Origin of the sequence: Streptomyces sp. NPDC058401 (genome assembly GCF_042722885.1) — a bacterium.
Taxonomy (GTDB): domain Bacteria; phylum Actinomycetota; class Actinomycetes; order Streptomycetales; family Streptomycetaceae; genus Streptomyces.
Map to the genome: position 1 here is coordinate 66,795 of NZ_JBHXKA010000006.1, position 25,491 is coordinate 92,285.

General features: G+C 70.3%; 22 protein-coding genes and 1 riboswitch. Of the genes, 12 read left to right on the forward strand and 10 right to left on the reverse strand.

All coding sequences use genetic code 11. The features are described 5' to 3' along the window. The 4 genes from ACFWNV_RS03780 to ACFWNV_RS03795 all read right to left on the reverse strand — a co-directional run bounded on the left by ACFWNV_RS03780 (position 1) and on the right by ACFWNV_RS03795 (position 2,646). Positions 1-480 (reverse strand): NUDIX domain-containing protein, encoded by a 480-nt coding sequence (locus ACFWNV_RS03780; protein ID WP_383939982.1) that lies wholly within the window; start codon positions 478-480, stop codon positions 1-3. Positions 481-598: 118 nt separating this feature from the next. Continuing rightward, the gene (locus ACFWNV_RS03785; protein ID WP_383939985.1) at positions 599-1,762 is read right to left on the reverse strand and encodes a cystathionine gamma-lyase; all 1,164 of its coding nucleotides are present in this window, start codon (positions 1,760-1,762) and stop codon (positions 599-601) included. Next, complete coding sequence (locus ACFWNV_RS03790; RefSeq protein ID WP_383939988.1) at positions 1,759-2,250, reverse strand: low molecular weight protein-tyrosine-phosphatase; 492 nt, start codon at positions 2,248-2,250, stop codon at positions 1,759-1,761. The genes ACFWNV_RS03785 and ACFWNV_RS03790 overlap by 4 nt, the downstream gene beginning before the upstream one ends. Before the next feature lie 12 nt (positions 2,251-2,262). Beyond that, positions 2,263-2,646: a phage holin family protein gene (locus ACFWNV_RS03795; protein ID WP_383939991.1), complete on the reverse strand. Its 384-nt coding sequence runs from the start codon at positions 2,644-2,646 to the stop codon at positions 2,263-2,265. A 90-nt stretch (positions 2,647-2,736) separates the two neighbouring features. On the opposite strand from ACFWNV_RS03795, the gene ACFWNV_RS03800 reads away from it, so the two are divergent. From ACFWNV_RS03800 to ACFWNV_RS03815, 4 genes are all read left to right on the forward strand, one after another. Next, positions 2,737-3,054 (forward strand): cupin domain-containing protein, encoded by a 318-nt coding sequence (locus ACFWNV_RS03800; protein WP_383939994.1) that lies wholly within the window; start codon positions 2,737-2,739, stop codon positions 3,052-3,054. 154 nt (positions 3,055-3,208) lie between these two features. Further along, positions 3,209-3,436 (forward strand): DUF5326 family protein, encoded by a 228-nt coding sequence (locus ACFWNV_RS03805; RefSeq protein WP_383939997.1) that lies wholly within the window; start codon positions 3,209-3,211, stop codon positions 3,434-3,436. A 290-nt stretch (positions 3,437-3,726) separates the two neighbouring features. Continuing rightward, positions 3,727-4,464 carry an IclR family transcriptional regulator gene (locus ACFWNV_RS03810; RefSeq protein ID WP_383940114.1) on the forward strand — a complete coding sequence of 246 codons (738 nt, stop codon included), beginning with the start codon at positions 3,727-3,729 and terminating at the stop codon, positions 4,462-4,464. A 97-nt stretch (positions 4,465-4,561) separates the two neighbouring features. After that, positions 4,562-5,011 (forward strand): SsgA family sporulation/cell division regulator, encoded by a 450-nt coding sequence (locus ACFWNV_RS03815; RefSeq protein WP_243331178.1) that lies wholly within the window; start codon positions 4,562-4,564, stop codon positions 5,009-5,011. Positions 5,012-5,295: 284 nt separating this feature from the next. Here the strand turns inward: ACFWNV_RS03815 and ACFWNV_RS03820 are convergent, their stop codons facing one another. After that, positions 5,296-6,711 (reverse strand): YibE/F family protein, encoded by a 1,416-nt coding sequence (locus tag ACFWNV_RS03820; protein WP_383940000.1) that lies wholly within the window; start codon positions 6,709-6,711, stop codon positions 5,296-5,298. A 72-nt stretch (positions 6,712-6,783) separates the two neighbouring features. Then, a riboswitch (TPP riboswitch) is annotated at positions 6,784-6,928 on the forward strand. On the opposite strand from ACFWNV_RS03820, the gene thiC reads away from it, so the two are divergent. Then, positions 6,923-8,710 carry a phosphomethylpyrimidine synthase ThiC gene (thiC, locus tag ACFWNV_RS03825; RefSeq protein ID WP_383940003.1) on the forward strand — a complete coding sequence of 596 codons (1,788 nt, stop codon included), beginning with the start codon at positions 6,923-6,925 and terminating at the stop codon, positions 8,708-8,710. It overlaps the preceding riboswitch by 6 nt. Positions 8,711-8,779: 69 nt before the next feature. Here the strand turns inward: thiC and ACFWNV_RS03830 are convergent, their stop codons facing one another. Further along, the gene (locus ACFWNV_RS03830) at positions 8,780-9,892 is read right to left on the reverse strand and encodes a glycosyltransferase (protein ID WP_383940006.1); all 1,113 of its coding nucleotides are present in this window, start codon (positions 9,890-9,892) and stop codon (positions 8,780-8,782) included. 1,149 nt (positions 9,893-11,041) lie between these two features. On the opposite strand from ACFWNV_RS03830, the gene ACFWNV_RS03835 reads away from it, so the two are divergent. From ACFWNV_RS03835 to ACFWNV_RS03845, 3 genes are all read left to right on the forward strand, one after another. After that, entirely contained in the window at positions 11,042-11,368 is a 327-nt protein-coding gene (locus ACFWNV_RS03835) for a hypothetical protein (protein WP_383940008.1), read from the forward strand. A 155-nt stretch (positions 11,369-11,523) separates the two neighbouring features. Next, positions 11,524-12,573, forward strand: coding sequence for an aldo/keto reductase (locus tag ACFWNV_RS03840; RefSeq protein WP_383940117.1), 1,050 nt, complete (start codon positions 11,524-11,526; stop codon positions 12,571-12,573). Between the two features lie 246 nt (positions 12,574-12,819). Beyond that, on the forward strand, positions 12,820-13,686 hold the full coding sequence (locus ACFWNV_RS03845; RefSeq protein WP_383940011.1) for a hypothetical protein: 867 nt from the start codon (positions 12,820-12,822) through the stop codon (positions 13,684-13,686). Positions 13,687-13,689: 3 nt separating this feature from the next. Here the strand turns inward: ACFWNV_RS03845 and ACFWNV_RS03850 are convergent, their stop codons facing one another. The 3 genes from ACFWNV_RS03850 to ACFWNV_RS03860 all read right to left on the reverse strand — a co-directional run bounded on the left by ACFWNV_RS03850 (position 13,690) and on the right by ACFWNV_RS03860 (position 17,262). Then, entirely contained in the window at positions 13,690-14,502 is an 813-nt protein-coding gene (locus ACFWNV_RS03850; protein ID WP_383940014.1) for a hypothetical protein, read from the reverse strand. Between the two features lie 148 nt (positions 14,503-14,650). Continuing rightward, positions 14,651-15,919 (reverse strand): metallophosphoesterase, encoded by a 1,269-nt coding sequence (locus ACFWNV_RS03855; protein ID WP_383940017.1) that lies wholly within the window; start codon positions 15,917-15,919, stop codon positions 14,651-14,653. Positions 15,920-16,146: 227 nt separating this feature from the next. Continuing rightward, positions 16,147-17,262 (reverse strand): LacI family DNA-binding transcriptional regulator, encoded by a 1,116-nt coding sequence (locus ACFWNV_RS03860; RefSeq protein ID WP_214954921.1) that lies wholly within the window; start codon positions 17,260-17,262, stop codon positions 16,147-16,149. A gap of 362 nt (positions 17,263-17,624) precedes the next feature. On the opposite strand from ACFWNV_RS03860, the gene hisC reads away from it, so the two are divergent. Continuing rightward, positions 17,625-18,707, forward strand: a complete 1,083-nt coding sequence (gene hisC / locus ACFWNV_RS03865; RefSeq protein ID WP_383940021.1) for a histidinol-phosphate transaminase — start codon at positions 17,625-17,627, stop codon at positions 18,705-18,707. A 52-nt stretch (positions 18,708-18,759) separates the two neighbouring features. On the opposite strand, the gene ACFWNV_RS03870 is transcribed toward hisC, so the two are convergent. Continuing rightward, positions 18,760-19,128: a cyclophilin-like fold protein gene (locus ACFWNV_RS03870; protein WP_383940023.1), complete on the reverse strand. Its 369-nt coding sequence runs from the start codon at positions 19,126-19,128 to the stop codon at positions 18,760-18,762. A 189-nt stretch (positions 19,129-19,317) separates the two neighbouring features. Here ACFWNV_RS03870 and ACFWNV_RS03875 point away from each other — a divergent pair, with 189 nt between their 5' ends. The 3 genes from ACFWNV_RS03875 to cydD are packed head-to-tail and all read left to right on the forward strand — an operon-like array spanning position 19,318 to position 25,484. Further along, a complete protein-coding gene (locus ACFWNV_RS03875) occupies positions 19,318-20,823 on the forward strand; it encodes a cytochrome ubiquinol oxidase subunit I (protein WP_383940027.1) in 1,506 nt (501 codons plus the stop codon). Positions 20,824-20,841: 18 nt separating this feature from the next. Then, positions 20,842-21,843: a cytochrome d ubiquinol oxidase subunit II gene (gene cydB, locus ACFWNV_RS03880; protein WP_383940030.1), complete on the forward strand. Its 1,002-nt coding sequence runs from the start codon at positions 20,842-20,844 to the stop codon at positions 21,841-21,843. Positions 21,844-21,902: 59 nt separating this feature from the next. After that, the gene (gene cydD / locus ACFWNV_RS03885) at positions 21,903-25,484 is read left to right on the forward strand and encodes a thiol reductant ABC exporter subunit CydD (protein ID WP_383940033.1); all 3,582 of its coding nucleotides are present in this window, start codon (positions 21,903-21,905) and stop codon (positions 25,482-25,484) included. The last annotated feature ends 7 nt before the right edge of the window (positions 25,485-25,491 follow it).

The window sequence follows — 25,491 nt, forward strand, 5'->3', positions numbered from 1 at the left end:
TCAGCCCAGGTCGGGGGCGTGCATCGCGCGCACGCCCTCGATGTTGCCGTCGAGGTAGTGGCGCAGGGACAGCGGGACGAGGTGCACCGCGGCGATGCCGACGCGGCTGAAGGGCACGCGGACGATCTCGTACTCGCCCTCCGGCTCGTCGATCTCGGGGCCGTGCCGCTGGCTGGGGTCCATGGATTCGAGGTGGCAGACGAAGAAGTGCTGCACCTTGACGCCGGTCACTCCCCCGTCGGCGATGTGCTCGATGGTGTCGACGAAGCAGGGCACGACATCGGTGATTTTCGCGCCGAGTTCCTCGTGGAGCTCTCGGTGGAGGGCGTCGACGACGGTCAGGTCCGAGGACTCCACGCCCCCGCCGGGGGTGAGCCAGTACGGGTCGACGCCGGGCTTGGTCCGCTTGATGAGGATCAGGTCGCCACCGTCGAGCAGGATCGCGCGGGCGGTGCGTTTGACCACTGGACGTTCGGTCATGGGAGAAGAGTGGCCCAGACTTCCGCTTCTGAAACGCGTCCCGGTGAAACCCGCCGGGCGGGGACCCGGGCGGTCCGAGCCGCCGGACGGCGTGCTCGGACCGTCTCCGGACGGCCGGTCAGCTCTTCGCGGCAGCCAGGTCGAGTGCCCGCAGCACGTCCGTGACCAGGTCCTCGGTGTCCTCGGCCCCCGCGGAGAAGCGGATGAAGCCGTCCGGAACGGCGTCGCCGCCCCACCGCCGGCGCCGCTCCGCGGTGGACCGCACGCCGCCGAAACTGGTGGCGTCCTCGACGAGCCGCAGCGCGGCCATGAAGCGTTCCGCGTGCGCGCGGTCGGCCAGGGTGAAGGAGACCACGGAGCCGAAGCCGCGCATCTGACGCGCGGCCGTCTTGTGGGACGGGTCCGAGGGCAGGCCCGGGTAGCGCAGCCCGGTGACGTCACCGCGGTCGGCGAGGGCCTCGGCGACGGCGAGCGCGTTGGCCCACTGGCGCTGGGCGCGCAACTGGATGGTGGACAGGGACCGGTGGGCGAGCCAGGCTTCCATGGGACCGGGGATCGCGCCGACCACCTTGCGCCAGCGGCGGATTCCCGCGGCGAGTTCGGCGTTGCGGCAGACGACGTAGCCGAGCAGCAGGTCGCCGTGGCCGGTCAGCCCCTTGGTGCCGCTGGCCACCGAGAAGTCGGCGCCCAGTTCGAGGGGGCGCTGGCCGAGCGGGGTCGCGAGCGTGTTGTCGACGGCGACGAGGGTTCCGCCGGCGTGCGCCGCGTCCACGAGGCGGCGTACGTCGCAGACGTCGAGCCCCGGGTTGGACGGGGTTTCCAGCCACAGCAGGCGGGCCCCGTCGAGCATCGTGAGCTGGGCGTCTTCGCCGGTGGGCGCGGTGCGTACGTGGACTCCGTACGCCTCCAGCTGTTCCCGCACGAGGGGCAGGACCTGGTAGCCGTCGTCGGGCAGGACGACGGTCTCGCCGGCGCGTGCCTGGGAGAGCAGGACGGCGGAGACCGCGGCCATGCCGGAGGCGAAGACGACCGTGTCGGCCCCGTCCAGGCCGGGGGCCTCCAGCTCACCGATGGCCCGCTCCAGCAGGGTCCAGGTGGGGTTGGTGTCCCGGCCGTAGGTGTACGGGCCCTCGACGTCGCCGGGAAGGTGGAAGTGGGCGGCGAAGACGGGACCGGGCAGCGGGGGCTCGTTCTTGACGGGCTCCGGCAGACCGGCACGGACGGCGACGGTGCCGTCGCCGAGCCGCTGCGCCTTCGGCGGCACGGGTTCGGGGGCGCTCATGGGGTGTGCTCCTTCACGGCTTCGCTGACGGCGGCCAGCAGGCCGGGGCTCGCCGCCTCGACCAGCTGCAGGCACTCCTCGAATCCGTCGAGGGGGCCGTAGTAGGGATCCGGTACGTCGGTCCGATCGGCGGAGGCTGCCGGGTCGTAGGACCGCAGCAGCCGCACCTTGGCCGCGTCCTCGGGGGTGGGGGCGAGCGCCCTCAGGTCCCGCAGGTGACCGGAGTCGAGGGCGATGACGAGGTCGAGTCCGGCGAACCAGGAGGCCCGGAACCGGCGGGCCCGGTGGCCGGGCTCGTACCCGGCGGCCTCCAGGACCGCCATGGTGCGCGGGTCGGCCCCGTCCCCCTCGTGCCAGCCGCCGGTGCCGGCGCTGTCGACCTCGACCAGGCCCGAGAGCCCGGCGTCGGCCACGTGGGAACGGAAGACCGACTCGGCCATGGGCGAGCGGCAGATGTTGCCGGTGCAGACGAAGCACACGCGGTACATGGGCGCCCGGCTTCAGTTCTTGTCGGGCAGGACCATGTTCAGGGCCCAGGAGACGATGGAGATGATCAGGGCCCCGACGATCGCCGACCAGAAGAAGTCGTCGACGTGGAAGCTGAGGTCGAACTGCTTCGCCAGCCACGAGGTCAGCAGCAGCATCGCCGCGTTCACCACGATGGTGAAGAGACCGAGGGTGAGGACGAACAGCGGCAGCGAGAGCAGCTTCACCACGGGCTTGACGATGAGGTTGACCAGGCCGAAGATCAGCGCGACCAGGATCAGGGAGAGCACGCGGTGGCCCATGCTGCTGCCGTCGTTCAGCGTGATGCCCGCGACGAGCCAGATGGCGACGCCCAGGGCTGCCGCGTTGGCGAGGGTCTTGACTACGAAATTCGTCATGTGTCTGATCGTTGCAGAGATGGTCGCGGTGGAACATCAGCTGATCTGCGGATGCTCGCCGGACGCAAGAGCACAAGGGGTACAAAGACGATGAAGGCCTTCCGGCTGGACGAGCTCGAGGCCGAGCGGGCCGCGAACCAGGGCGCCTACCTGCAGTTCCTGCGCGAGCGGAACATGTCGGTGGGGCTGTACGCGCTGGACGCCGGGCAGACCGATCCCCAACAGCCGCACGGCCAGGACGAGGTGTACTTCGTGGTGAGCGGCCGGGCCTCGATCACCGTCGGGGAGGAGACCTCGACGGTGGCCAACGGGAGCGTGGTCTACGTGCCGGCAGGGGTGCCGCACAAGTTCCACCACATCACCGAGAACCTGAAGGTCATGGTCGTCTTCTCTCCGCCGGAAGGGTGAACGGACCCCGGTTCTGAGGGTCCGGAGCCCCGTCCCCCTAGGGGTCGGATCAGGGGACTACGGGGGCTCGCGGGCCCCCGCCGGGAGCCGCGGCCTCCTAGCATCGAGAGCAGGAAGTCACGGACAGACGGACGAGGAAGAAGAGGTCGAGGACATGGAAGGCATCCGAGGGATATTCGAGGGCATGCCCTGGTGGGTCAAGTGGGTCGCGGTCCCGCTGCTGGTGCTGTTCGTCTTCGGTGGTGCGATCACCAGCGTCATCGGTGCGCTGATCGGCTTCCTCTTCAAGGCGCTGCTCCTCGCGGCCCTCGTCGGCGGCCTGATCTTCGTCGTCAGGAAGTTCAGGGGCACCGCGTCGAAGTCCTCCGCCGGAGAGTGGTAGAACTGGCGCAACCTGGGCACACCGGGATTAACCCAGCTGAGGGAACGTGAAGCGCTAAACCGCTCACAGCCCGGGAATCGGCGGATAGAGTGGCAATCTGTGCCGTTTCCTGGGCACCGAACGCCGGTACCACCGCTCTGACCTGCGGTTCTCTGATACAGACACCGAGCACGACCCCCAGGAGTCACGGCACACGCGGGGGCGGCCCCCGCAGGGCGGGCCCCCCCAAGGCCCGCCGCCACGCCTGGGGGTGAGCTTTGTCTTCGGTTCACAACGCCGGTGTGCCGACTCTGATCGGTTCGGTGCAGCGGGCGCTGAGGCTGCTCGAAGCGGTGGGTTCCCATAGTGAGGGAGCCCCGGCGAAACAACTGGCGCGCGAGGCCGGGCTCCCGCTTCCCACCGCGTACCACCTGCTGCGCACCCTGACGCACGAGGGCTATCTGCGCCGGGAGAGCGGGGTCTTCGTCCTGGGGGACGCCGCGGGCCGACTGGCCGGTGGCGGGCTTCAGCAGAAACGTCGCAGCATGATCCTCGACTCCCTCGCGCACTTCCGCGATGCCGTCGGGGCCCCCGTCTACTTCGCCGTCTACCGCGAGGGTGAAATCGAGGTCGTGGGTGTCTCGGACACCCCGGCCAGCCCGGCCTGCGAGGAGTGGGCCGATTTCCGCGAGACCGGCCACGCGCACGCCATCGGGCAGTGCCTGCTCGGCCAGCTCGACGAGAAGACGCGCAAGGACTACTACGACCGTCACCCGGTCGAGGCCATCACCGCCCACACCGTGCGGGATCTACGGACTCTGGAGCAGCGGATCGGCTCCATGGAGCGGATGCAGCCGGTGACGGAGCGGCAGGAATACGCCCTCGGCACGGTGTGCGCGGCCATCCCCATCACGGCCGGCGACACCGCCGCGACGATGGCGATTTCTCTCCCTCTGCACCAGGAAAGTCGATTGCTGTATGCGGTCGATCGGCTACGGAGTGAAGTAGGCGCGCTGTTGAGCACCCTCTCGTTCTCTATCAGTATCTGAAAACTCACTCCTTGTGATCTGCTAGCGCTTCCACCACTCTTGTCAAGAGGGCCTTGGGGGATCATTCCTGGCCACTTCCACTACAGCGGGGTAGGCAATGCGCGAGTCGGTACAGGCAGAGGTCATGATGAGTTTCCTCGTTTCCGAGGAGCTCTCGTTCCGGATTCCGGTGGAACTCCGGTACGACGCTCGTGACCCCTACGCAGTCCGCCTGACCTTCCACCTTCCCGGAGATGCGCCCGTGACCTGGGCGTTCGGCCGGGAGCTCCTTCTGGACGGCATCAACAAGCCGTGCGGTGACGGCGATGTCCACATCGCCCCGACCGATCCGGAGGAACTGTCCGATGTCCACATCCGGCTGCAAGTGGGTGCAGACCGGGCTCTCTTCCGCGCGAGCGCGGCGCCACTCGTGGCATTCCTCGACCGCACCGACCGGATCGTTCCGCTCGGCCAGGAGCGCAACCTCGGGGACTTCGAGGAGAACCTCGACGAGGCGCTCGACAAGATCCTCGCGGAGTCGCAGCAGAACGAGCAGAACGCGGGCTGACGCCGGCCCGGCCGGACGCCCGCTGACCAGGGTGAGCCGGCGAACGCCAACGCACCATCCGGATCAACCTGCATGACGGATCAACCTGTATGACGGCACGACCTGTATGACGGCACGACCTGCATGACTGGCATGACGGCACCACCTGCATGACGGCACCACCCGCACCACCGAAGCTACGCACCACGGCTCAGCGTGCCGACGCGCTGAGCGCTCCACCTTGCCCTTCCTCACGACCGGCCGTGTGCGCGAACTGACCCGTCACGCCCGCCGGTCCGCATATTTCAGCGCTTGCGCCGCCGACCCCGGCCGCCGCGGAGCGGCCCCGAGGCCGCTGTGGCCGCCGGGGATTCCGCGCGGTCCGCGGACACCACCAGTGCGGCCAGGGCCGTCGTCACGGGGACCGAGGCGACCAGTCCGATCGAGCCCACGAGGGTCCGTACGATCTCCTCCGCGACCAGCTCGCTGTTGGCCACCGACCCCATGCTGCTGTTCGCGATGGAGAACAGCAGGAGCAGCGGCAACGCCGCGCCCGCGTACGCCAGTACCAGGGTGTTCACCACCGAGGCGATGTGGTCGCGCCCGATCCGGATGCCCGCCCGGTAGAGCCCGCGCGGGCCCATCGACGGGTCGGCCTGGTGGAGTTCCCAGACCGCGGAGGTCTGGGTGACGGTCACGTCGTCGAGCACGCCGAGCGATCCGATGATGACACCAGCAAGCAGCAAACCGCTCATGTCGATGTTCGGGTAGAGCCCGTGGATCAGCCCGGTGTTGTCGTCCGTGTTGCCGCTGAGGAACGCCCAGTCGATGAACAGCGAGCCCAGCAGGCCGATCAGCAGCAGCGAGATGATGGTGCCGAGGACCGCCACCGAGGTCCGGGCCGTCAGTCCGTGGCACATGTAGAGCGCGATCAGCATGATCGCGCTGGCTCCGACCACGGCCACGACCAGCGGATTCGACCCCTGCAGGATCGCCGGGAGGATGAAGAGGGTCAGCACCGCGAAGCTGACGACGAGGGCGATGAGCGCGAACAGTCCGCGCATCCGCCCGACGATGACGACCGAGAGGGCGAAGATGCCGGCGAGCAGGGCCATCGGCAGCTTGCGGTTCACGTCGATCACGGAGTACTGGAGGTCCCGGGGCGCGTCCGGCGCGTAGGCGACCACCACGTCCTGGCCGTCCGTCAACTGCCGTGGTGCGCCCGGCTGGATGATCTCGATGAACTCGCGGCCCTTGTCGGGGCCGCTGCCGACCTTGACCGTGGCCTTCTTGCACTCGCCGTTCTGCGCGGCGATGGCCTCGCGCCCCTCGGGAGTGGAGGCGTCGCCGGTCGGCGGTACCTGTGCGGCGTTCACGGATTTGCAGTCGACGTGCTGGAGCGCGACGACCGTGCCCTGCTGGGTCTGCCGGTCGAAGCCGACGCCGGTGCGCTCGTGACCCGGCGCACCACCGGGCCAGAGCACCACCATGCCGATCACGACGGCCGTGGCGAAGGGGATCAGCACGGCCGCGATCACCTTGCGCAGGTGCTTCGAGACGGGGGCCGCCGGGCCGTGGCTGTGCGCATGGCCGTGGGAGTGGCCGGAAGGGGCGGCGGGCGAGTGACCGGGGTCCGCGTGCGCGTGGTCAGCGTGGCTGGAGTGACCTGCGTGACCAGCGGGATCCGTGGGTTCGGTGGGGGGCTGCGGCGAGGACGTCACTGGCTGATCATCGCAACAGATGAGGGGGCCCACTGTTCAGCACGCCACACATGACGCTAGCGTGGGGGCTACTTTGCACAACGCGGGAGCTCGGAGCACCGGGCTGAGAGGGCGCTGATCACCGTTCGCATTCGAATATGCGTACGGGAAGAGGCTGCGTCGACCGCCGAACCTGTTACCGGGTAATGCCGGCGTAGGGAGATTAGGTCTCATGACCATTCAGGACGCACGCACGCCTGCCGTCAGCCAGGACGCCGACGGCCAGACCGAGCGCCAGCCCGGCTGGCACAAGGGGTACGTGGCGGGCTCCCGCCCCGACATCCGGGTGCCGGTTCGTCAGGTCCACCTCACCAACGGCAAGGACGTGACGCTCTACGACACGTCCGGGCCGTACACCGACCCGCAGATCGAGACGGACGTGCGCCGGGGCCTGCCGCCGCTGCGCGAGAACTGGATCATCAGCCGCGGCGACACCGAGGAGTACTCGGGCCGCCCCGTGCGCCCCGAGGACGACGGCATCAAGCACACCTCGCCGCGCGGTGGCCTCAAGAACCTCGACGCGGTCTTCCCGGGCCGTCCGCGCCAGCCCCGCCGGGGCCGTGGCGGCGCCGCGGTCACGCAGCTCGCGTACGCCCGCCGGGGCGAGATCACCCCGGAGATGGAGTACGTCGCGATCCGCGAGAACGTCTCCCCCGAGGTCGTCCGCGAGGAGATCGCCGCAGGCCGCGCGGTCATGCCGGTCAACGTGAACCACCCCGAGATCGAGCCGATGATCATCGGCAAGCGGTTCCTGGTGAAGGTCAACGCCAACATCGGCAACTCCGCGGTCACCTCCTCGATCGAGGAGGAGGTGGACAAGATGACCTGGGCGACCAAGTGGGGCGCCGACACGGTCATGGACCTCTCCACCGGCCGCAACATCCACACCACCCGCGAGTGGGTGCTGCGCAATTCTCCCGTGCCGATCGGCACCGTGCCGCTGTACCAGGCGCTGGAGAAGGTCGACGGCCGCGCCGAGGACCTGACCTGGGAGATCTACAAGGACACGGTCATCGAGCAGGCCGAGCAGGGCGTCGACTACATGACGGTCCACGCCGGCGTGCTGCTGTCGTACGTGCCGCTCACCGCGCGCCGCAAGACCGGCATCGTCTCGCGCGGCGGCTCGATCATGGCCGCCTGGTGCCTGGCGCACCACAAGGAGAACTTCCTCTACACGAACTTCGAGGAGCTCTGCGAGATCCTCGCGGCGTACGACGTCACGTACTCCCTGGGTGACGGCCTGCGCCCCGGTTCCATCGCGGACGCCAACGACGCGGCGCAGTTCGCGGAGCTGAAGACGCTGGGCGAGCTCAACACCATCGCCAAGCGCCACAACGTGCAGACGATGATCGAGGGCCCCGGGCACGTCCCGATGCACAAGATCAAGGAGAACATCGACCTTCAGCAGGAGATCTGCGAAGAGGCGCCGTTCTACACGCTCGGCCCGCTGACCACCGACGTCGCGCCCGCGTACGACCACATCACCTCGGGCATCGGCGCCGCGATGATCGCCTGGTGGGGCACCGCGATGCTCTGCTACGTCACGCCCAAGGAGCACCTGGGCCTGCCGAACCGCGATGACGTGAAGACCGGTGTCATCACGTACAAGATCGCGGCCCACGCGGCGGACCTGGCCAAGGGCCACCCGGGCGCCCAGGAGTGGGACGACGCCCTGTCGGACGCGCGGTTCGAGTTCCGCTGGGAGGACCAGTTCAACCTGGCCCTCGACCCGGTCACGGCCCGTGAGTTCCACGACGAGACCCTCCCGGCCGAGCCGGCCAAGACCGCGCACTTCTGCTCCATGTGCGGTCCGAAGTTCTGCTCGATGAAGATCTCCCAGGACATCCGCCGCCAGCACGGCGGCGACCTGGGCGCCGAGGAGATCGAGGCGGGCATGGCGGAGAAGTCCGCCGAGTTCGCGGCCGCGGGCAACCGCGTGTACCTGCCGCTGGCGGACTGACCTCCCGCTGAGGCACATACGGACGGCCCGCGACACCGAGGGGGGAGTCGCGGGCCGCCGTTGCGTACGTCAGGCGAAGGCCGGGGAGCCCACGCCCAGCTTGCGCCGCGCGAACTCGAGGTTGGCGAGGACCCGGTCCTGCTGGTCGGCGGGCAGTTTGCCGCCCTGGAGCAGGAGTTGGCAGCAGTCCAACGACTCCTCGTACTCCCCGGTCCAGTAGGCGGCCACCGCGAGTTCGTCGAGTGCGCGCCAGTCGTGCCAGGCGAACTCGACGAAGAGGATGTCCTCCGGGTGGGGCACCCGAACCGCCTGCCGGGCGAACAGGTAGGCGAGGGGCCAGCGGCTTTCGAGGCGGCAGAGCCGGGCGAGGTCGCCGAGGGCCTCGGCGCGCGAGGGGCGGCTCTCGTGCGCCCGCAGGTAGCGGTCCGTCACCTCGGCCGGCGGCCTCTCGAGGGTGACCGCGAGCCGTGCGGCGTAGAGCTGCGCGCAGTAGGTCTCCTCGGCCCAGCCGCCCATGGCCACCCGGTGGTCGTAGGCGGCGAGCGCCTTCTCGGGCTCTCCGGCGTCGCGCCAGCTCTGGGCCAGGTAGAAGGCGTACCGGGAGTTGTCGGGCTCCTTCGCGAGGCCTTCGGTGAGTACCTCCGCATCGCGCAGGTACTTCGCCCGCTGCCCTTCTTCGCGGAAGCGGGCCCCGCCGCCGACGGAGAGGATGTTGAAGCCCTCGATCACGTCGCGGCCGTACTCGGCGCCGCAGTCGATGTACTCGTGGAGCACGCCGACGTACCTCCAGGGCAGCCGGGTGGAGACCAGCGCCGGCCGCCAGTGGACGATCGGGCCGTCGTGCAGCGCCACCTGGTACGCGTCGAGGGTCAGCTCCGGCATGCGGAATCCGGACTGGATCTGCATCTCGTCGTCGCCGTCGATGAAGAGCAGGTAGTCGGCGCTGGAGCGCGCGAGCTCGATCGCCTCGGTGCGGCTGCCGTCGAAGCCCTTCCACGGCCGCTCGTGGAGCGCGCCGGGCAGGTCGGCGAAGCAGTCCCGGATGACGTCCTGGGTGCCGTCGGTGGAGCCCGTGTCCACGATCACCCAGGTGTCGATCAGGGGGCGCACCGACTCCAGGCACTTCCGGATCGTCGGCGCCTCGTTCTTGACGATCATGTTCAGACAGATGGTCGGCCTCACCGCAGCACCCTCTCGTCGGACGGATCGCGGGCGACGTTAGGGAGTGGGGCCGCCGATGGGTCGGCGGCACGCCGGTGGCGCGGTGGCGCTACCACCCGGTGGGCGTCGACGCATCCGTTCGGGGGCGGCCGATAAGCCGTTCTGCTGATAAACGCCCCGCCGGCTCAAGATCCGGGCGGCGCGGTCCGTAAGTCCCAGGGACGTTCGAACCCGCAGCCGGGGCGCCACCCGTTCCGGCTCGCATTCCGTTCCGAAGGAGCGCCGCAGATGAGTCGTGAGCACCAGACCAAGCTTCGCCTTGGTCCCGTCCCCCGCAACCGTGCCTGGATCGCGGGAGGTGCCCTGGCCTCCCTTTCCCTCGTACTCGTGGGCATGGCCACCCCCGTCGTCGCGGTGGCCAGACCGGCGGTCACCGCGGTGAGAGCCACCGCCCCGTCGGCCGGCGGCGGAGGCGAGGACTGCGAGCCGCACGGCGGACCGCCGCAGGACAGGTACCGGGGCGGCGGCGGGGACGACGACGGTCACGGCAACTGGGGCGACGACGAGGGACGCGAGCACCACGACGGACACGACCACGGATGCCCCCCTGTAGGCCCTACGGGTCCGACCGGGCCTACGGGGCCTACGGGGCCTACGGGTCCTAGCGGCGCGACGGGTGCGACGGGTGCGACGGGCGCGACCGGTGCGACCGGTGCCGGCGGTGCCACGGGCGCGACCGGCCAGACGGGGCCGATCGGGGCTACGGGTCCCACCGGCGCGACGGGTGCGACGGGTGCGACGGGTGCGACGGGTGCGACTGGTCCCGACGGCGCGACGGGACCGACGGGCCCGACGGGTGCTGACGGTGCGACCGGTGCCACGGGTGCGACTGGTCCCGACGGTGCGACGGGCCCGACGGGTCCCACGGGTGCTGACGGTGCGACCGGTGCCACGGGGGCGACCGGTCCCGATGGCGCGACGGGCCCGACGGGTCCGACGGGCCCGACGGGTCCGACCGGTGCTCTGGGCGCCACAGGTGCGACCGGTGCCACGGGTGCGACCGGTGCCACGGGTGCGACCGGTGCTACCGGCGCTTGTTCCGACATCGACGCCTACACGCCCTCGAACACCGAGGACTTCCAGGCCGTACTCACCGGCGGCAGGACGTACGTGGGGAAGGCCTCCACCGTGGGCGGGGCGATCGCCTGGCAGGACCTCACCAACTCGACCGCGACGATGACCGATCCCGCGAACCCCGGCTACCCGGCCAACGTCTGCGGCGTCGCGATCGAGTCCCGGGGCAACAACGCGTTCGTCAAGGTGGTGACGGCGACCGGGACCGTGTGGCAGACGCATGGCGACATCAATGGCAACACCTTCGTCTGGAACGAGCCGTGGCTCCAGCAGACGACGCCCACACCGGCCGTGCTCGTCAGAGGCGCGTTCAAGGGCGAGTTCAAGGCCGGTCCCGCCCGCCCGGCCAAGCCGCGCAAGTGATCCGGCATGCCTGACCTGACGTAGTACAGACAGCACCGACGCGGCCCGGGCCGCCCCGGACATCTTCCGGAGGCGGTCCGGGCCGTCGTGGTCCCGTGCGGTCGCGGGGGCTTGCGCTGGAGCGCGCTCCAACTTTTACAGTGCGGCCCATGAGCATGCGATACCGAATTCTGGGTGGGACCGGCATCGAGGTCAGCACGCACTGCCTCGGCACGATGATGTTCGGCGCGGTGGGAAATCCGGATCACGAGGAGTGCGTGCGGATCATCCACGCCGCGCTCGACCACGGGATCAACTTCGTGGACACCGCGGACATGTACTCCGCCGGGGAGTCCGAGACGATCGTGGGCAAGGCCCTCAAGGGCCGGCGGGACGAGGTCGTGCTCGCGACCAAGGTGCACTTCCAGATGGGCGAGGGCCGCAACCGCAGCGGGAACTCCCGCCGCTGGATCGTGCGTGCCGTCGAGGACAGCCTGCGCCGGCTGGACACGGACTGGATCGACCTCTACCAGGTGCACCGTCCCGACCACGGTACGGACGTCGAGGAGACCCTCTCCGTCCTCGGCGACCTGGTCCGGGCCGGCAAGATACGAGCCTTCGGCTGCTCCACCTTCCCGGCCGAGGAGATCGTCGAGGCGCACCACGTCGCCGAACGGTGGGCCCTGCCGAGGTTCCGGACCGAGCAGCCGCCGTACTCGATCCTCGCGCGCGGCATCGAGAGCAGCGTGCTGCCGGTGGCCCGGAGGTACGGGATGGGCGTCCTGACCTGGAGCCCGCTCGCGTCCGGTTTCCTGAGCGGGAAGTACCGGCTCGGCAGGACCATCGACATGACCTCGGGGCGCGCCGCGCTGACCCCGGCCCGCTTCGACCCCGCGGTTCCGGGAAATATCGCGAAGCTGGAGGCCGTGGAGCAGCTGGTGGAGCTCGCCGACTCCATCGGCTGCACGCTGCCCGAGCTGGCAGTGGCCTTCCCGCTGGCCCATCCCGCCGTCACCTCGGTGATCACCGGGCCGCGGACCATGGAGCAGCTGGAAGCGCTGCTGAAGGGCGCCGGCCTGGTCCTCGACGACGCGACCCTCGACCGGATCGACGAGATCGTGGAGCCGGGCCGGAACCTGTACCACCCGGACGGTGCCTGGCGCTCCCCGGCCCTGACGGATGTCGGGCAACGGCGACGGGTGCTGGGAGACCGGTCCGCCGACTAGGGGGCGAGTGCTCCGATGTTTCACGTGAAACAGAGCCGGCTGTTTCACGTGAAACATGGCGCATGCGCAGACCCGTGTGGCCGTGCTCCAGGCCGCCAAGTGGCCGTGCGCACTGCACCGTTCCGCTGACGGATGGGCGTGCCGATCGGACGGGAAGGGGCTGGGTCCCCAGGATGGCCCGCGGAGACCGGTCGTACGTCCGGACTTCGCAGGTCGATTCGATCCGGTGTGTGCGAGGAGCGGTACATGAGTTCTGAGAACAAGACCCGTACCTACTTGGGGCCGTTGCCCCGACGGGCCGGCTGGCTGACGGGCAGCACGCTCGCCTCGGTGGCGCTGGTGCTGGCGGGCCTGGCGACTCCGGCGGTCGCGCTGGCGGAGGCGTCGGGCGGTCCGGACCACTGCAAGGCGCAGCAACACAGAGCGGGTGCGCCGGCGGCGGCTCACGGTGACGACTGCAAGGTGGGCCCGCGGGGCCCGCGCGGACCGAAGGGGCAGAAGGGCGCGACGGGTCCCACCGGGCCCAGGGGCGTCACTGGCGCGACGGGCCCGACCGGGCCGCGCGGCTACCCCGGGGCGACGGGCGCCACCGGGGCGACGGGCGCCACCGGTCCGACGGGTGCGACCGGCGCCTCGGGTACCAACGGTGCGACGGGTGCGACCGGTCCTACCGGCCCCACCGGTGCCACGGGCTCCACCGGTGCCACGGGCGCCACCGGCCCCTGCAACGACATCGACAGTTACTCGCCCTCGAACACCGAGGACTTCCACGCCGCCCTCTCGGGCGGGATCGCCTACGCGGGACGGGCGTCCACGCCGGGCGGCGTGCCGGTCTGGCAGAACATCAGCGACGCCGACGACAACCCGGGCTTCCCCGTGGGTATCGCCTGCGGCATCTCCATCGCGTCCCGGGGCAATGACGCGTTCATCAAGGTGCTGACCACGACCGGCCAGGTGTTCCAGACCCACGGCGACGTGAACGGCATGAACTTCATCTGGGACGAGGCCTGGACCCAGCTCCTGCCGGCTCCGAACCCCGCGATCGGACTCCGCGGCAAGGGCATCGAGTGGAAGGGTGACCTGGCCCACTCCGGCTCGCCGAACGGCCAGTAGCGCTCACTGCGGCTCGGACTCCGGGCCTCCGAAGTCCGGACTGGTGAAGTCCGGAGACGAGTATCCGGGACGGGGCCCCTCAGCCGGGGCTCCCGGACTGGTGAAGTCGGGCCGGGTGTATCCCAGGTTGGGGATGCGCCCGGTTCCCGGTTTCCGGGGTGCCGGGAAGCCGGCCCCCGCGCTGGGATCGGCCAGCGCGTCCCGGAGGAACGGCACGATGCCCCGCTCCAGCAGGGCGTTGCGCCAGGCCTCCCGCGCCCGCGCCACCTCGTCGGGTACGGCCTCGGTCTCGTCCTCCGCCACCTCGGTGGAACTGTTGCGGACGGCCGTCACGAGCAGCCCGATCACGGCGAAGAGCAGGGCGGCGGCGGTGAGCCCGCCGAAGAGCCAACCCGCCGTCAGCATCGTGTCGGCGAAGGCCGGTTCGGGTTCGATCATCTTCAGGATGTAGCCCACCAGCAGGAAGATCAGCATGGCGGTGCCGGCCAGGACCGGTGCGAGGACCGCGACCACGGCGCTGACGCCCGCGCCGCCGCCCTGCCCGTCGCCCTCCTCCCCCGTCGTGCCGGGGGTGGACAGGATCTCGTCCTGACGTTCTTTGCGGACCTTCACGTAGTGGTCGTACTCGGCTGCGGCCGCGGCCGTCAGCAGCCCGGTGGCCCCCATGGCCATGGTGCGCAGCTGTTCGGCGTTCAGCCGTTCGCCCAGGGCGGCGAGCTCGGGCCTGGCGTTCGCCGTGCGCAACACCTCGTCGAGGAGCCGATCGAACTCCGGTCGGTCTTCGGTGAGCAGGTGCGGAGCGCTGGTCATGTGCATCCCCCGATGCTCCGTGGGGACCGGTATGTCCGTGTAGAACGGGGCGCCGGCACAAACGGAGGAGAGCCTGCTACGGATAGAGCGATGGTAGAGCGCCCACGCCGTACGTCGACAGGGGCTTTCCGGAAATACCCAGCTCCGGGAAGCCTCAGTCGTTCAGCGGGAGTTGCACGACGAGCAGTTTGCCCGCCATCGTCACGCCACCGTCCATCGCGATGGCCAGGCCTTCCGCATAAACGTGCGGGCCGACCACGGCCTCGGGGCCGTGGGCACCGTCACCGTCCTCGGTGCCCACCTCGCCCAGCAGGTAGGGGATGGGGCTGTGCCCGTGCACGACGCGGCTGCCGCCGTAGGTGCCGATGAGCTCGCGCACGGCCTGGGGGCCGGTCTCCTCGTCGCGGAAGGCGAAGCGCTTGGTGAACTTGCGGAACAGGTCCCAGGTGATGTCGGCGTCGTTGCGGTTGAGCAGCTCGTGGATGGTGTCGTTGACGTCCTCGACCGAGTCGCCGTAGTCGAGGTAGGCGGTGGTGTCCGAGTGGAGGAGCAGGTGGTCGTCCACCAGGACCGCGGCGTCCAGCCGGGACATCCACTGGATGTGGACGTCCTGCAGGCGGTCCATGTCGGTGCGCTGGCCGCCGTTGAGGAGCCAGGCGGCCTGGAAGGTGGCGGTGCCGGCGCCGGAGACGACGGGGGTGTCCCCGAACCGCTTGGCGCCGATGAGCAGCAGCTCGTGGTTGCCCATGAGGGCCTTGCAGTAGCCGCCCGCGGCGGCGGCCTCGGCGGAGAGCCGCATGACGAGGTCGATGACCCCGATGCCGTCGGGTCCGCGGTCGGTGAAGTCGCCGAGGAACCAGAGCCGTGCGTTGCCGGCGGACCAGTTGCGTTCGGCGTCGATGAGTCCCTGGAACTGCAGTTCCGCGACGAGTTCGTCGATGTACCCGTGGACGTCGCCGACTACGTAGAGAGGGCCGGGGCCCTCGCCCGGGGTCTCCTGGGGGACGTACTGGATCTGCACGGTGTCGCCGGGGCCGCCGAGGGCGCCGCGCCCGATGACGGGGAGGTCGCGCTGCGTCGGGGTGTACCCGTCGGGGTCGCTCTCCTCGGCGGCGTGGCCCATCGGCCCACCGACGGGCTCGTCGGGGCCGAGGCCGAGCCCGAGCCCGAGATCGAGGGTGGCGGCGTACGGGGCTTCGTGGCCGTACCCGTGCTGCGCGGGCACGGGAGCCGGGCCCGCGTCGTAGTACGCGGGGTACTCGCCGTAGACCGGGGCGTCCGCCCCGAACCCCGTGGAGCCGCCCGATCCGGCTGCTGCGGCCCCCGGGTGAACGGGATGCGAGGCGGGTTCGGCGACCGGCAACCGGAACTCCCGCTCGGTGTCCGTCCGCACCGCGGGTCCCTGACCGGCCCCCTGAGTCATCGACCCCTCCACCACCGTCGCGCTGCCGTACACCTGCGGACCTCCCGCCCGGGGGCGGAGGGTCCGTGATGTCGTGCGCCCATCATAGGAATGCAGCTCGCGCTCTGTGACGCACCAGGGGTGGTGAATCCTGGTCGGAGCTGGACCTTCCTACCGGTTTATCCCGATATGGGTGTTGCTGAAATCCTCGGCGGGGCCGGCGGCCCCGCCGTTGGGTGGAGTGGTGGTCAGTCCTGTGCCGGGGATCGGGGCGGACTGACGGTCGTACGGGGCTGCCTGCGCTGCGACGAGGTACGGATGATCAGCTCGGTCGGGATGACCTGTTCGACGGGTCCGCCCGTGTCGACGCCCTCGATGGCGTCGATGAGCAGCTGGACGACGGCGGTGCCGATGCGGCGCGGTTTGAGGGACAGGGTGGTGATGGGCGGTTCGGTGTTGGCGTACACGGTGGATTCGCTGCAGCACACGAGCAGCAGATCCTCGGGAACGCGCAGGCCGTAGCGCCGGGCGGCGGCGAGCAGGTCGGTGCCGTTGGGGTCGAACAGACCGTAGACGGCGTCGGGCCGGTCGGGCCGGGCGAGCAGCCGGTCGGCGGCGACGGCGCCGGCGCACGGATCGTGGGCGGGGTAGGACTCGTAGACGGGATCTTGGCCCACGCGCTCGCACCAGCGCAGGTAGGCGGTGGTGGAGAGCCGGGTGTAGGTGTCGGTGGTGGTGCCGGTCAGGAGTCCGATGCGACGGGCTCCGGCGGCGGCGAGGTGGTCGAGGAGGCCCAGGACGGCGGCCTCGTGGTCGTTGTCGACCCAGGCGGTGACGGGGAGTGAGCCGGCCGGGCGTCCGTCGGAGACGACGGGCAGACCCTGGCGGACCAGTTCGGTGACGACGGGATCGTGGTCGGAGGGATCGATGACGACGGTGCCGTCGAGGGCCACGTTGGACCAGACGTCGTGTCGGGAGGTGGCGGGGAGGATGACGAGGGCGTAGCCGCGAGCGAGCGCGGCGGAGGTGGCGGCCCTGGCCATCTCGGCGAAGTACGCGAATTCGGTGAAGGTGAAAGGTTCATCCCCGTACGTCGTCACGGTCAGGCCGATGAGGCCCGACTTGCCGGTACGGAGGGTGCGGGCCGCCGCGGAAGGGCGGTAGCCCAGCCGGTCTGCGACCTCGCGAACGTGGCGGCGGGTGGCGTCCGGCAGCCGTCCCTTCCCGTTGAGGGCGTCGGAGACGGTCGTGATCGAGACGCCCGCCGCGGCGGCCACGTCCCTGATGCCGGCCCGGCCTTGTCGGCCGGCGGCCCGCCGGGTGGTCTCGGTCCGGCTCACCTGATGCTTCCCTGCTGCTGTCATGGCGAGCCGATAGTAGGGCTCGGTGGGCAGGGCGGTCCGGATGCATATGCACGCGTTGACAGGCACGATTCTGCATGGTTCGCCACCCCCAATGACCTTGGAAATGAAGGCGTTTGGTCACGAAGAGTGTCTGGTGCCCTTGCCGACGGGACCGTGCATGCCAAAACGGAGCGCTCTCGTGCTCTGCTCAACTCACCTGTACGAGGGACGCGCGCCACGGCGCAGGCCACCGGCGCACGCATATATGCGTGCGCTCTCCCGCATTCCAGGCGCCTGCCGTTCTCGGATGGACGGAATCCTCATAAGGTGAGGAGTATTGAGTCGACGGCGACGTCGTACGGGACGGTCGAGGAGGACCTGCGGTGAGCGAGAAGAGCCCGAAGCTGCGCGCCGAGCTGGACGGCATTCCCACCTACAAGCCCGGAAAGCCCGCGGCCGCGGGCGGTCCGGTCGCGTTCAAGCTGTCCTCGAACGAGAACCCGTACCCGCCCCTGCCTGGGGTGCTGGAGAGTGCGGTCGCGGCGGCCGGCCACTTCAACCGGTACCCGGACATGGCGTGCACGGGCCTGGTGAACGAGCTCGCCGAGCGCTTCGGGGTTCCGGTCGAGCACATCGCCACCGGTACCGGCTCGGTCGGGGTCGCCCAGTCGCTGATCCAGTCGACGGCGGGTCCGGGCGACGAGGTCATCTACGCCTGGCGGTCTTTCGAGGCTTATCCGATCATCGTTCAGATCTCGGGTGCGACCTCGGTCCAGGTACCGCTTGCCGAGGGGGACGTGCACGACCTGGACGCGATGTTCGAGGCGATCACCGAACGGACCCGCCTGATCTTCGTCTGCAACCCCAACAACCCCACCGGCACCGCCGTGCGCCGTGCCGAGCTGGAGCGGTTCCTGGACCGGGTGCCCTCCGACGTCCTCGTCGTCCTCGACGAGGCGTACAAGGAGTTCGTCCGCGACGTCGAGGTCCCGGACGGCATCGAGCTCTACCGCAGCCGCCCCAACGTGGCCGTGCTGCGCACGTTCTCCAAGGCGTACGGCCTCGCCGGCCTGCGCGTCGGCTTCGCGGTCGCGCACGAGCCGGTGGCCGCGGCGCTGCGCAAGACCGCGGTGCCCTTCGGTGTCAGCCAGCTCGCCCAGGACGCGGCGGTCGCCTCGCTGCGCGCCGAGGACGAGCTGATGGGCCGGGTCGGGTCGCTGGTGAGCGAGCGCGCCCGGGTCTACGGGACGCTGCTGGCCCAGGGCTGGACCGTGGTGCCCGAGACGCAGGCCAACTTCGTGTGGATGCGGCTCGGTGAGCGCACGGCCGACTTCGCGGCGGCCTGCGAGAAGGCCGGCGTGGTGGTCCGGCCCTTCGCGGGCGAGGGCCTGCGGGTCACGATCGGTGAGCCCGAGGCGAACGATCTCTTCCTGCACACGGCGGAGGCGTTCTTCAAGGAGCTGTAAGGCTTCAAGGAGCCGTAGGGCTTTCCGGAGCCGTAGGGCTCCCGGACTGGCGTCAGGCCAGTTCCACGCGGATGGGGTCGCCGTCGCGGACGGTGGCCAGCAGGCGGGGGTCGCCGTCGAACGAGCCGAGGACGTTGCACGGGCTCGCCAGGCGGCTCTCGCCCCCGCGGGAGATCGGGGTGGGGCCGTAGGGCAGCGCGAGCGCGTCGCCCTCGGTCCAGAACGCGACCGTGCCGGGCTCGACGACCTGCCGGGCGTCGTGCTCCAGCGCCACGGAGACGCCGGTGTCGAAGTAGACCTCCTCGCCCCAGGTGTTGGCGGAGGCGGAAATGGGGAGCGCGTCGGCGAGCGCCTTGGCGGTGGGGGTCTCGTCGAGCGTTGCGGTGAGCTGGCCGGCGGGCCAGAGGAATCGAATCTTCATGGTTCGCATTCAACAATCTGTTGAATTTATTCGCTAGGGGGGACCCCCCTCAAAGATGCCGACAGCAGTACGACATAATGCTTGTGAATGTGAACGCGTTCACAAGCGTGTCCTGCTTCCTCCCGGATTGAGTGGGATACACGAGGCAAACTGCGGCTGTGACCACGGCGAAACGAAGGAGACGACGACGTGGACCTAGCTTTGGCGCCAGAGACCCTGGCGCGATGGCAGTTCGGTATTACCACCGTCTATCACTTCCTCTTCGTTCCCTTGACGATCTCCCTGGCCGCGCTCGTCGCGATCTTGCAGACCGCCTGGGTGCGTTCGGAAAAGGAGAAGTACCTCAAGGCCACCAAGTTCTGGGGCAAGCTCTTCCTGATCAACATCGCGATGGGCGTCGTCACCGGCATCGTCCAGGAGTTCCAGTTCGGCATGAACTGGTCCGACTACTCGCGGTTCGTCGGTGACATCTTCGGAGCCCCGCTGGCCTTCGAGGCGCTCATCGCCTTCTTCTTCGAGTCCACCTTCATCGGCCTGTGGATCTTCGGCTGGGACAAGCTGCCGAAGAAGATCCACCTGGCCTGCATCTGGATGGTCTCGATCGGCACCATCCTGTCCGCGTACTTCATCCTCGCGGCCAACTCCTGGATGCAGCACCCGGTCGGCTACCGGATCAACGCCGAGCGCGGCCGGGCCGAGCTCACGGACTTCTGGCTGGTGCTCACGCAGAACACCGCGCTGACCCAGTTCTTCCACACGATGACGGCGGCCTTCCTGGTCGGCGGCGCGTTCATGGTCGGCATCGCGGCCTTCCACCTGGCCCGCAAGAGGCACATCCCCGTCATGCGGACCTCGCTGCGGCTCGGCCTGGTCGTCATGATCATCGCCGGTCTGGGGACCGCCATCAGCGGAGACCTCCTCGGCAAGGTGATGTTCAAGCAGCAGCCGATGAAGATGGCCGCCGCCGAGGCGCTCTGGGACGGCGAGGCGCCGGCGCCCTTCTCCGTCTTCGCCTACGGCGACGTCGAAAAGGGCCACAACACGGTGGCCATAGAGATCCCGGGCCTGCTGTCCTTCCTGGCCAACGACGACTTCACCTCCTTCGTCCCGGGCATCAACGACGTCAACAAGTCCGAGCAGGAGAAGTACGGGCCCGGCGACTACCGGCCCAACATCCCCGTCGCCTACTGGGGCTTCCGCTGGATGATCGGCTTCGGCATGGCCTCGCTCGGCGTCGGCATGCTGGGGCTCTGGCTGACCCGCAAGAAGTTCATGCTGCCGCCGGGGCTGCGCACCGGTGAGGAAGAGGTGCCGCACCTGGTCCTCTTCAAGAAGGCACTGAGCCCGAAGTTCACGAACTGGTACTGGATCATCGCGCTCTGGACCATGGGCTTCCCGCTGATCGCCAACTCCTGGGGCTGGATCTTCACCGAGATGGGCCGTCAGCCCTGGGTGGTCTACGGGGTCCTGCGCACCAGGGACGCGGTCTCGCCGCACGTCTCCCAGGGTGAGGTGCTCACCTCGATGATCGGCTTCACGAGCCTCTACGCCGTGCTCGCCGTGATCGAGGTCAAGCTCCTCGTGAAGTACGTCAAGGCCGGCCCGCCCGAGCTCACCGAGGCCGACCTCAACCCGCCGACCAAGATCGGCGGGGACGACAAGAACCCCGACCGGCCGATGGCCTTCTCGTACTGAGGCTGAGGAGACCACACCATGCAACTCCACGACGTCTGGTTCGTGCTCATCGCCGTTCTGTGGATCGGCTACTTCTTCCTGGAGGGCTTCGACTTCGGGGTCGGCGTCCTCACCAAGCTGCTGGCCCGCAACCGCACGGAGAAGCGGGTCCTGATCAACACGATCGGGCCCGTGTGGGACGGCAACGAGGTCTGGCTGCTCACGGCCGGCGGTGCGACCTTCGCCGCCTTCCCCGAGTGGTACGCCACCCTCTTCTCCGGGTTCTACCTGCCGCTCCTGATCATCCTGATCTGCCTGATCATCCGCGGGGTCGCCTTCGAGTACCGGCACAAGCGGCCCGAGGACAAGTGGCAGACCAACTGGGAACACGCGATCTTCTGGACCTCGCTGATCCCCGCGTTCCTGTGGGGCGTGGCCTTCGCCAACATCGTGCGCGGCGTGAAGATCGACCAGGACATGGAGTACGTCGGCAACTTCTTCGACCTGCTCAACGTCTACTCGATCCTCGGCGGCCTGGTCACCCTGACCCTGTTCACCTTCCACGGCGCGGTGTTCACCTCGCTCAAGACGGTCGGTGACATCCGGGACCGCTCGCGCAAGCTGGCCACGCGGCTCGGGGCGGTGACCGCCGTCCTGGCGCTCGCCTTCCTGATCTGGACCCAGGTCTCGCGCGGTGACGGCTGGAGCCTGATCGCCATGATCGTGGCGGTAGTGGCCCTGGTAGGGGCGCTCGGCTTCAACCTCGCGGGCCGGGAGGGCTGGTCGTTCGGCCTGTCGGGGGTCACCATCGCGGCGGCCGTCGCGATGCTCTTCCTGACGCTGTTCCCGAACGTCATGCCGTCCTCGCTGAACGACGCCTGGAGCCTCACGGTCACCAACGCCTCGTCCAGCCCGTACACCCTGAAGATCATGACCTGGTGCGCCGGCGTGGCGACCCCGGTCGTCCTGCTCTACCAGGCGTGGACGTACTGGGTGTTCCGCAAGCGCATCGGCACGCAGCACATCGTCGACGTGCACTGAACCGTGCACTGAGTCCGCTCCGCTCCGCTCCGCCTGCTCCTGCCTGGGGGATGTTTCACGTGAAACCGATCGACCCGCGCCTGCTCCGGTACGCCCGGTCCACCCGCCTCTTCCTGGGGGCGGTGGTGGCCCTCGGGCTCGCCGGGGCGGGGCTGGTCGTCGGCCAGGCGATGCTCATCGCCGAGATCGTGGTCGGCGCCTTCGAGGACGGACTGGACGGCGCAGCCCTGCGGACGCCGCTGCTGCTGCTCGCGGCGGTGGCGCTCGGCCGGGGCCTGGTCGCCTGGCTGACCGAACTGGCCGCACACCGGGCGAGCGCAGCGGTCAAGTCCGAACTGCGCGGCAGGCTGCTGGAGCGCGCGGCGGACCTCGGACCCGGCTGGCTGAGCGGGCAGCGCACGGGCTCCCTGGTGGCCCTGGCCACCCGGGGAGTGGACGCCCTCGACGACTACTTCTCGAAGTACCTGCCCCAGCTGGGGCTCGCGATCGTCGTCCCCGTGGCGGTGCTCGCGCGGATCGTCACCGAGGACTGGGTGTCGGCGGCGATCATCGTGGTCACGCTCCCGCTGATCCCCCTGTTCATGATCCTGATCGGCATGGCCACCCAGTCCCGGATGGACCGCCAGTGGCGGATGCTGTCCCGGCTCTCGGGGCACTTCCTTGACGTGGTGGCCGGCCTGCCGACCCTCAAGGTCTTCGGTCGCGCGAAGGCGCAGGCGGAGTCCATCCGCAAGATCACCGATGACTACCGGCAGGCGACGATGCGCACGCTGCGCATCGCGTTCCTGTCCTCGCTCGCCCTCGAACTGCTGGCGACCCTGTCGGTGGCTCTGGTCGCCGTGACCATCGGCATGCGCCTCGTCCACGGGGAGCTGGACCTCTACACCGGCCTGGTCATCCTGGTCCTGGCGCCCGAGGCGTACCTGCCCCTGCGTCAGGTCGGGGCGCAGTACCACGCGGCGGCGGAAGGCCTGGCCGCCGCGGAAGAGATCTTCGAGGTGCTGGAGACCCCGGTCCCCGCATCGCCGGGGACGGCCTCCGTTCCGGCCGCGGATCTGCGGATCGAGCTAGACGGGGTGGCCGTCCGGTACGAGGGCCGGGGCGAGGACTCCCCCGGACCCGTCTCGCTGACAGTGGAACCGGGCGAATGCGTGGCCCTCACCGGGCCGAGCGGCGCGGGCAAGTCCACGCTGCTCCAGGTGCTGCTGGGCTTCGTGACGCCGACCGCGGGCCGGGTCCTGGTCGGGGGCACGGACCTGGCGGGTCTGGCGCCCGAGCAGTGGCGGGAGCGGATCGCGTGGGTTCCGCAGCGTCCGCACCTGTTCGCGGGGACGATCGCGGAGAACGTACGGCTGGCGCGGCCCGGTGCCGCCGATGCCGAGGTGACCGCCGCGCTGGTGGACGCCGGGGCGTGGGAGTTCGTACGGGCCCTGCCGCGGGGGGCGGACACCCTCCTCGGCGAGGGCGGGGTCGGACTGTCCGCCGGCCAGCGCCAGCGCCTCGCGCTGGCCCGGGCCTTCCTGGCCGACCGGCCGGTGCTCCTGCTCGACGAGCCGACGGCGGCCCTGGACGGCGAGACCGAGGCGGCCGTCGTGGAAGCGGTACGCCGCCTCGCGGTCGGCCGGACCGTCCTGCTGGTGGTGCACCGGCCGGCGCTGCTGGCGCTGGCCGACCGGGTCGTGCGGGTGGGGACGGGCCCCGCCGGCTCCTCCTCGGCCGGCCCCTCCACCGCCGCACTGCTTCCCGCCGTGCGGGCGGGGCAGCCGGAGCCGGGACGGGCGCCGCGCGATCCCGGCGAGTGGATCCTCGGGGACGCCCCGGACCGGGCGGCCCGCACGGGCGGCAGCGATGCCGGCGGGGGCGATCCGCTCCGCCGGGTACGGGGCGTGGCCAAGGCCTGGCAGGGACGGTTCAGGCTCGGGCTGTTCCTCGGGGCACTGGCCGTCGGGTGCAGCGTCGGGCTGATGGCCACCTCCGGATGGCTGATCTCGCGCGCCTCCGAACAGCCGCCCGTGCTGTACCTGATGGTGGCCGTCACCGCGACGCGGGCCTTCGGCATGGGACGGGCCGTCTTCCGCTACGCGGAGCGGCTCGTGTCCCACGACGCGGTCCTGCGGATGCTCGCCGACCTGCGCGTTTCGGTGTTCCAGCGGCTGGAGCGCATCGCGCCCGCGGGGCTGCGCACCCAGCGCCGCGGGGATCTGCTGACCCGGCTGGTGGCCGACGCCGACGCCCTGCAGGACTACTGGCTGCGCTGGCTGCTGCCCGTCGGCACCGCCCTGCTCGTGGGCACGGGCTCGGTGGCGTTCACCGCCTGGCTGCTGCCCGGGGCCGGGGTGGTGCTCGCCGTCGGGCTGCTGGCCGCCGGAGTCGGCGTACCGCTCGTCAGCGCGGTCTGCGCCCGCCGGACGGAGCGCCGGCTCGCGCCCGCCCGGGGGGAGCTCGCCACCCGTGTGGCGGATCTGCTCACCGGAACCGCGGAGCTCACCGTCGCCGGAGCGCTCGGCGGGCGCAAGGCCGCCGCGAAGGAGAGCGACCGCACCCTGACCGGGATCGCGGCCCGCGCGGCCGCCGTCACCGGGCTCGGCAGCGGGCTGTCGGCCCTCGTGTGCGGGCTGACCGTCGTGTGTGCGGCCGCAGTCGGGGCGGACGCCGTCGCCGGGGGCCGGCTGTCCGGGGTGGCCATGGCCGTGGTCGTGCTGACCCCGCTGGCCGCCTTCGAGGCCGTCAGCGGGCTTCCCCAGGCCGTCCAGTACCGCCAGCGGGTCCGGCGCAGCGCCGAGCGCGTCTACGAGGTCATCGACGCGCCCGTCCCGGTCGCCGAGCCGGAGCGGCCCGAAGCCCTGCCCGCCTCGCCCTTCCCGCTGCGGCTGAGCGGGCTCGCCGCCCGCCACCCCGGTCAGGAGAGGGACGCGCTGAGCGGGCTCGACCTGACCCTGGAAGCGGGCCGCCGGATCGCGGTCGTCGGGCCCTCGGGAGCAGGCAAGACCACGCTGGCTCAGGTCCTGCTGCGCTTCCTGGACCAGCACGAAGGCTCGTACACCCTGGGCGGGACCGACGTGCGCGCCCTCGACGGGGACGACGTGCGCCGCGTCGTGGGCCTGTGCGCCCAGGACGCGCACATCTTCGACAGCTCCGTACGGGAGAACCTGCGCCTGGCCGCCCCGGGGGCCGGCGAGGAGCGGCTGCGCGAGGCCCTCGCCGCGGCCCGGCTGCTGGAGTGGGCCGAGGGGCTCCCGGACGGGCTGGACACGCTGGTCGGCGAGCACGGCGAGCGGATCTCCGGCGGTCAGCGCCAGCGCCTCGCCCTGGCGCGGGCGCTGCTCGCGGACTTCCCGGTCCTCGTCCTGGACGAGCCGGCCGAGCACCTGGACCTGGCCACCGCCGACGCACTGACCGCGGACCTGCTGGCCGCGACCGAGGGCCGTGCCACCGTGCTGATCACGCACCGGCTGGCCGGTCTGGAAGAGGTCGACGAGGTCCTCGTCCTGGACGGCGGCGCCGTGGTCCAGCGCGGTGCGTACGCGGAGCTGGCGGCGGTCCCCGGTCCGCTGCGCGGGCTGGTGGAGCGGGAGCGGGAAGCGGACGGGACGGGCGTCACCGTACAGGCTCGACTTTCCTCACCAAACGGGACTAACTAGTCTCAAG

What these genes read in the sequence shown, in the direction of transcription:
- ACFWNV_RS03870 (WP_383940023.1), bottom strand. Translation starts at nt 19,128, where the DNA reads ATGAAGATTCGATTCCTCTGGCCCGCCGGCCAGCTCACCGCAACGCTC.
- ACFWNV_RS03855 (WP_383940017.1), bottom strand. Translation starts at nt 15,919, where the DNA reads ATGACTCAGGGGGCCGGTCAGGGACCCGCGGTGCGGACGGACACCGAG.
- thiC (WP_383940003.1), top strand. Translation starts at nt 6,923, where the DNA reads ATGACCATTCAGGACGCACGCACGCCTGCCGTCAGCCAGGACGCCGAC.
- ACFWNV_RS03800 (WP_383939994.1), top strand. Translation starts at nt 2,737, where the DNA reads ATGAAGGCCTTCCGGCTGGACGAGCTCGAGGCCGAGCGGGCCGCGAAC.
- ACFWNV_RS03795 (WP_383939991.1), bottom strand. Translation starts at nt 2,646, where the DNA reads ATGACGAATTTCGTAGTCAAGACCCTCGCCAACGCGGCAGCCCTGGGC.
- ACFWNV_RS03850 (WP_383940014.1), bottom strand. Translation starts at nt 14,502, where the DNA reads ATGCACATGACCAGCGCTCCGCACCTGCTCACCGAAGACCGACCGGAG.
- ACFWNV_RS03785 (WP_383939985.1), bottom strand. Translation starts at nt 1,762, where the DNA reads ATGAGCGCCCCCGAACCCGTGCCGCCGAAGGCGCAGCGGCTCGGCGAC.
- ACFWNV_RS03790 (WP_383939988.1), bottom strand. Translation starts at nt 2,250, where the DNA reads ATGTACCGCGTGTGCTTCGTCTGCACCGGCAACATCTGCCGCTCGCCC.
- ACFWNV_RS03780 (WP_383939982.1), bottom strand. Translation starts at nt 480, where the DNA reads ATGACCGAACGTCCAGTGGTCAAACGCACCGCCCGCGCGATCCTGCTC.
- ACFWNV_RS03845 (WP_383940011.1), top strand. Translation starts at nt 12,820, where the DNA reads ATGAGTTCTGAGAACAAGACCCGTACCTACTTGGGGCCGTTGCCCCGA.
- ACFWNV_RS03815 (WP_243331178.1), top strand. Translation starts at nt 4,562, where the DNA reads ATGCGCGAGTCGGTACAGGCAGAGGTCATGATGAGTTTCCTCGTTTCC.
- cydB (WP_383940030.1), top strand. Translation starts at nt 20,842, where the DNA reads ATGCAACTCCACGACGTCTGGTTCGTGCTCATCGCCGTTCTGTGGATC.
- ACFWNV_RS03840 (WP_383940117.1), top strand. Translation starts at nt 11,524, where the DNA reads ATGCGATACCGAATTCTGGGTGGGACCGGCATCGAGGTCAGCACGCAC.
- ACFWNV_RS03860 (WP_214954921.1), bottom strand. Translation starts at nt 17,262, where the DNA reads ATGACAGCAGCAGGGAAGCATCAGGTGAGCCGGACCGAGACCACCCGG.
- ACFWNV_RS03805 (WP_383939997.1), top strand. Translation starts at nt 3,209, where the DNA reads ATGGAAGGCATCCGAGGGATATTCGAGGGCATGCCCTGGTGGGTCAAG.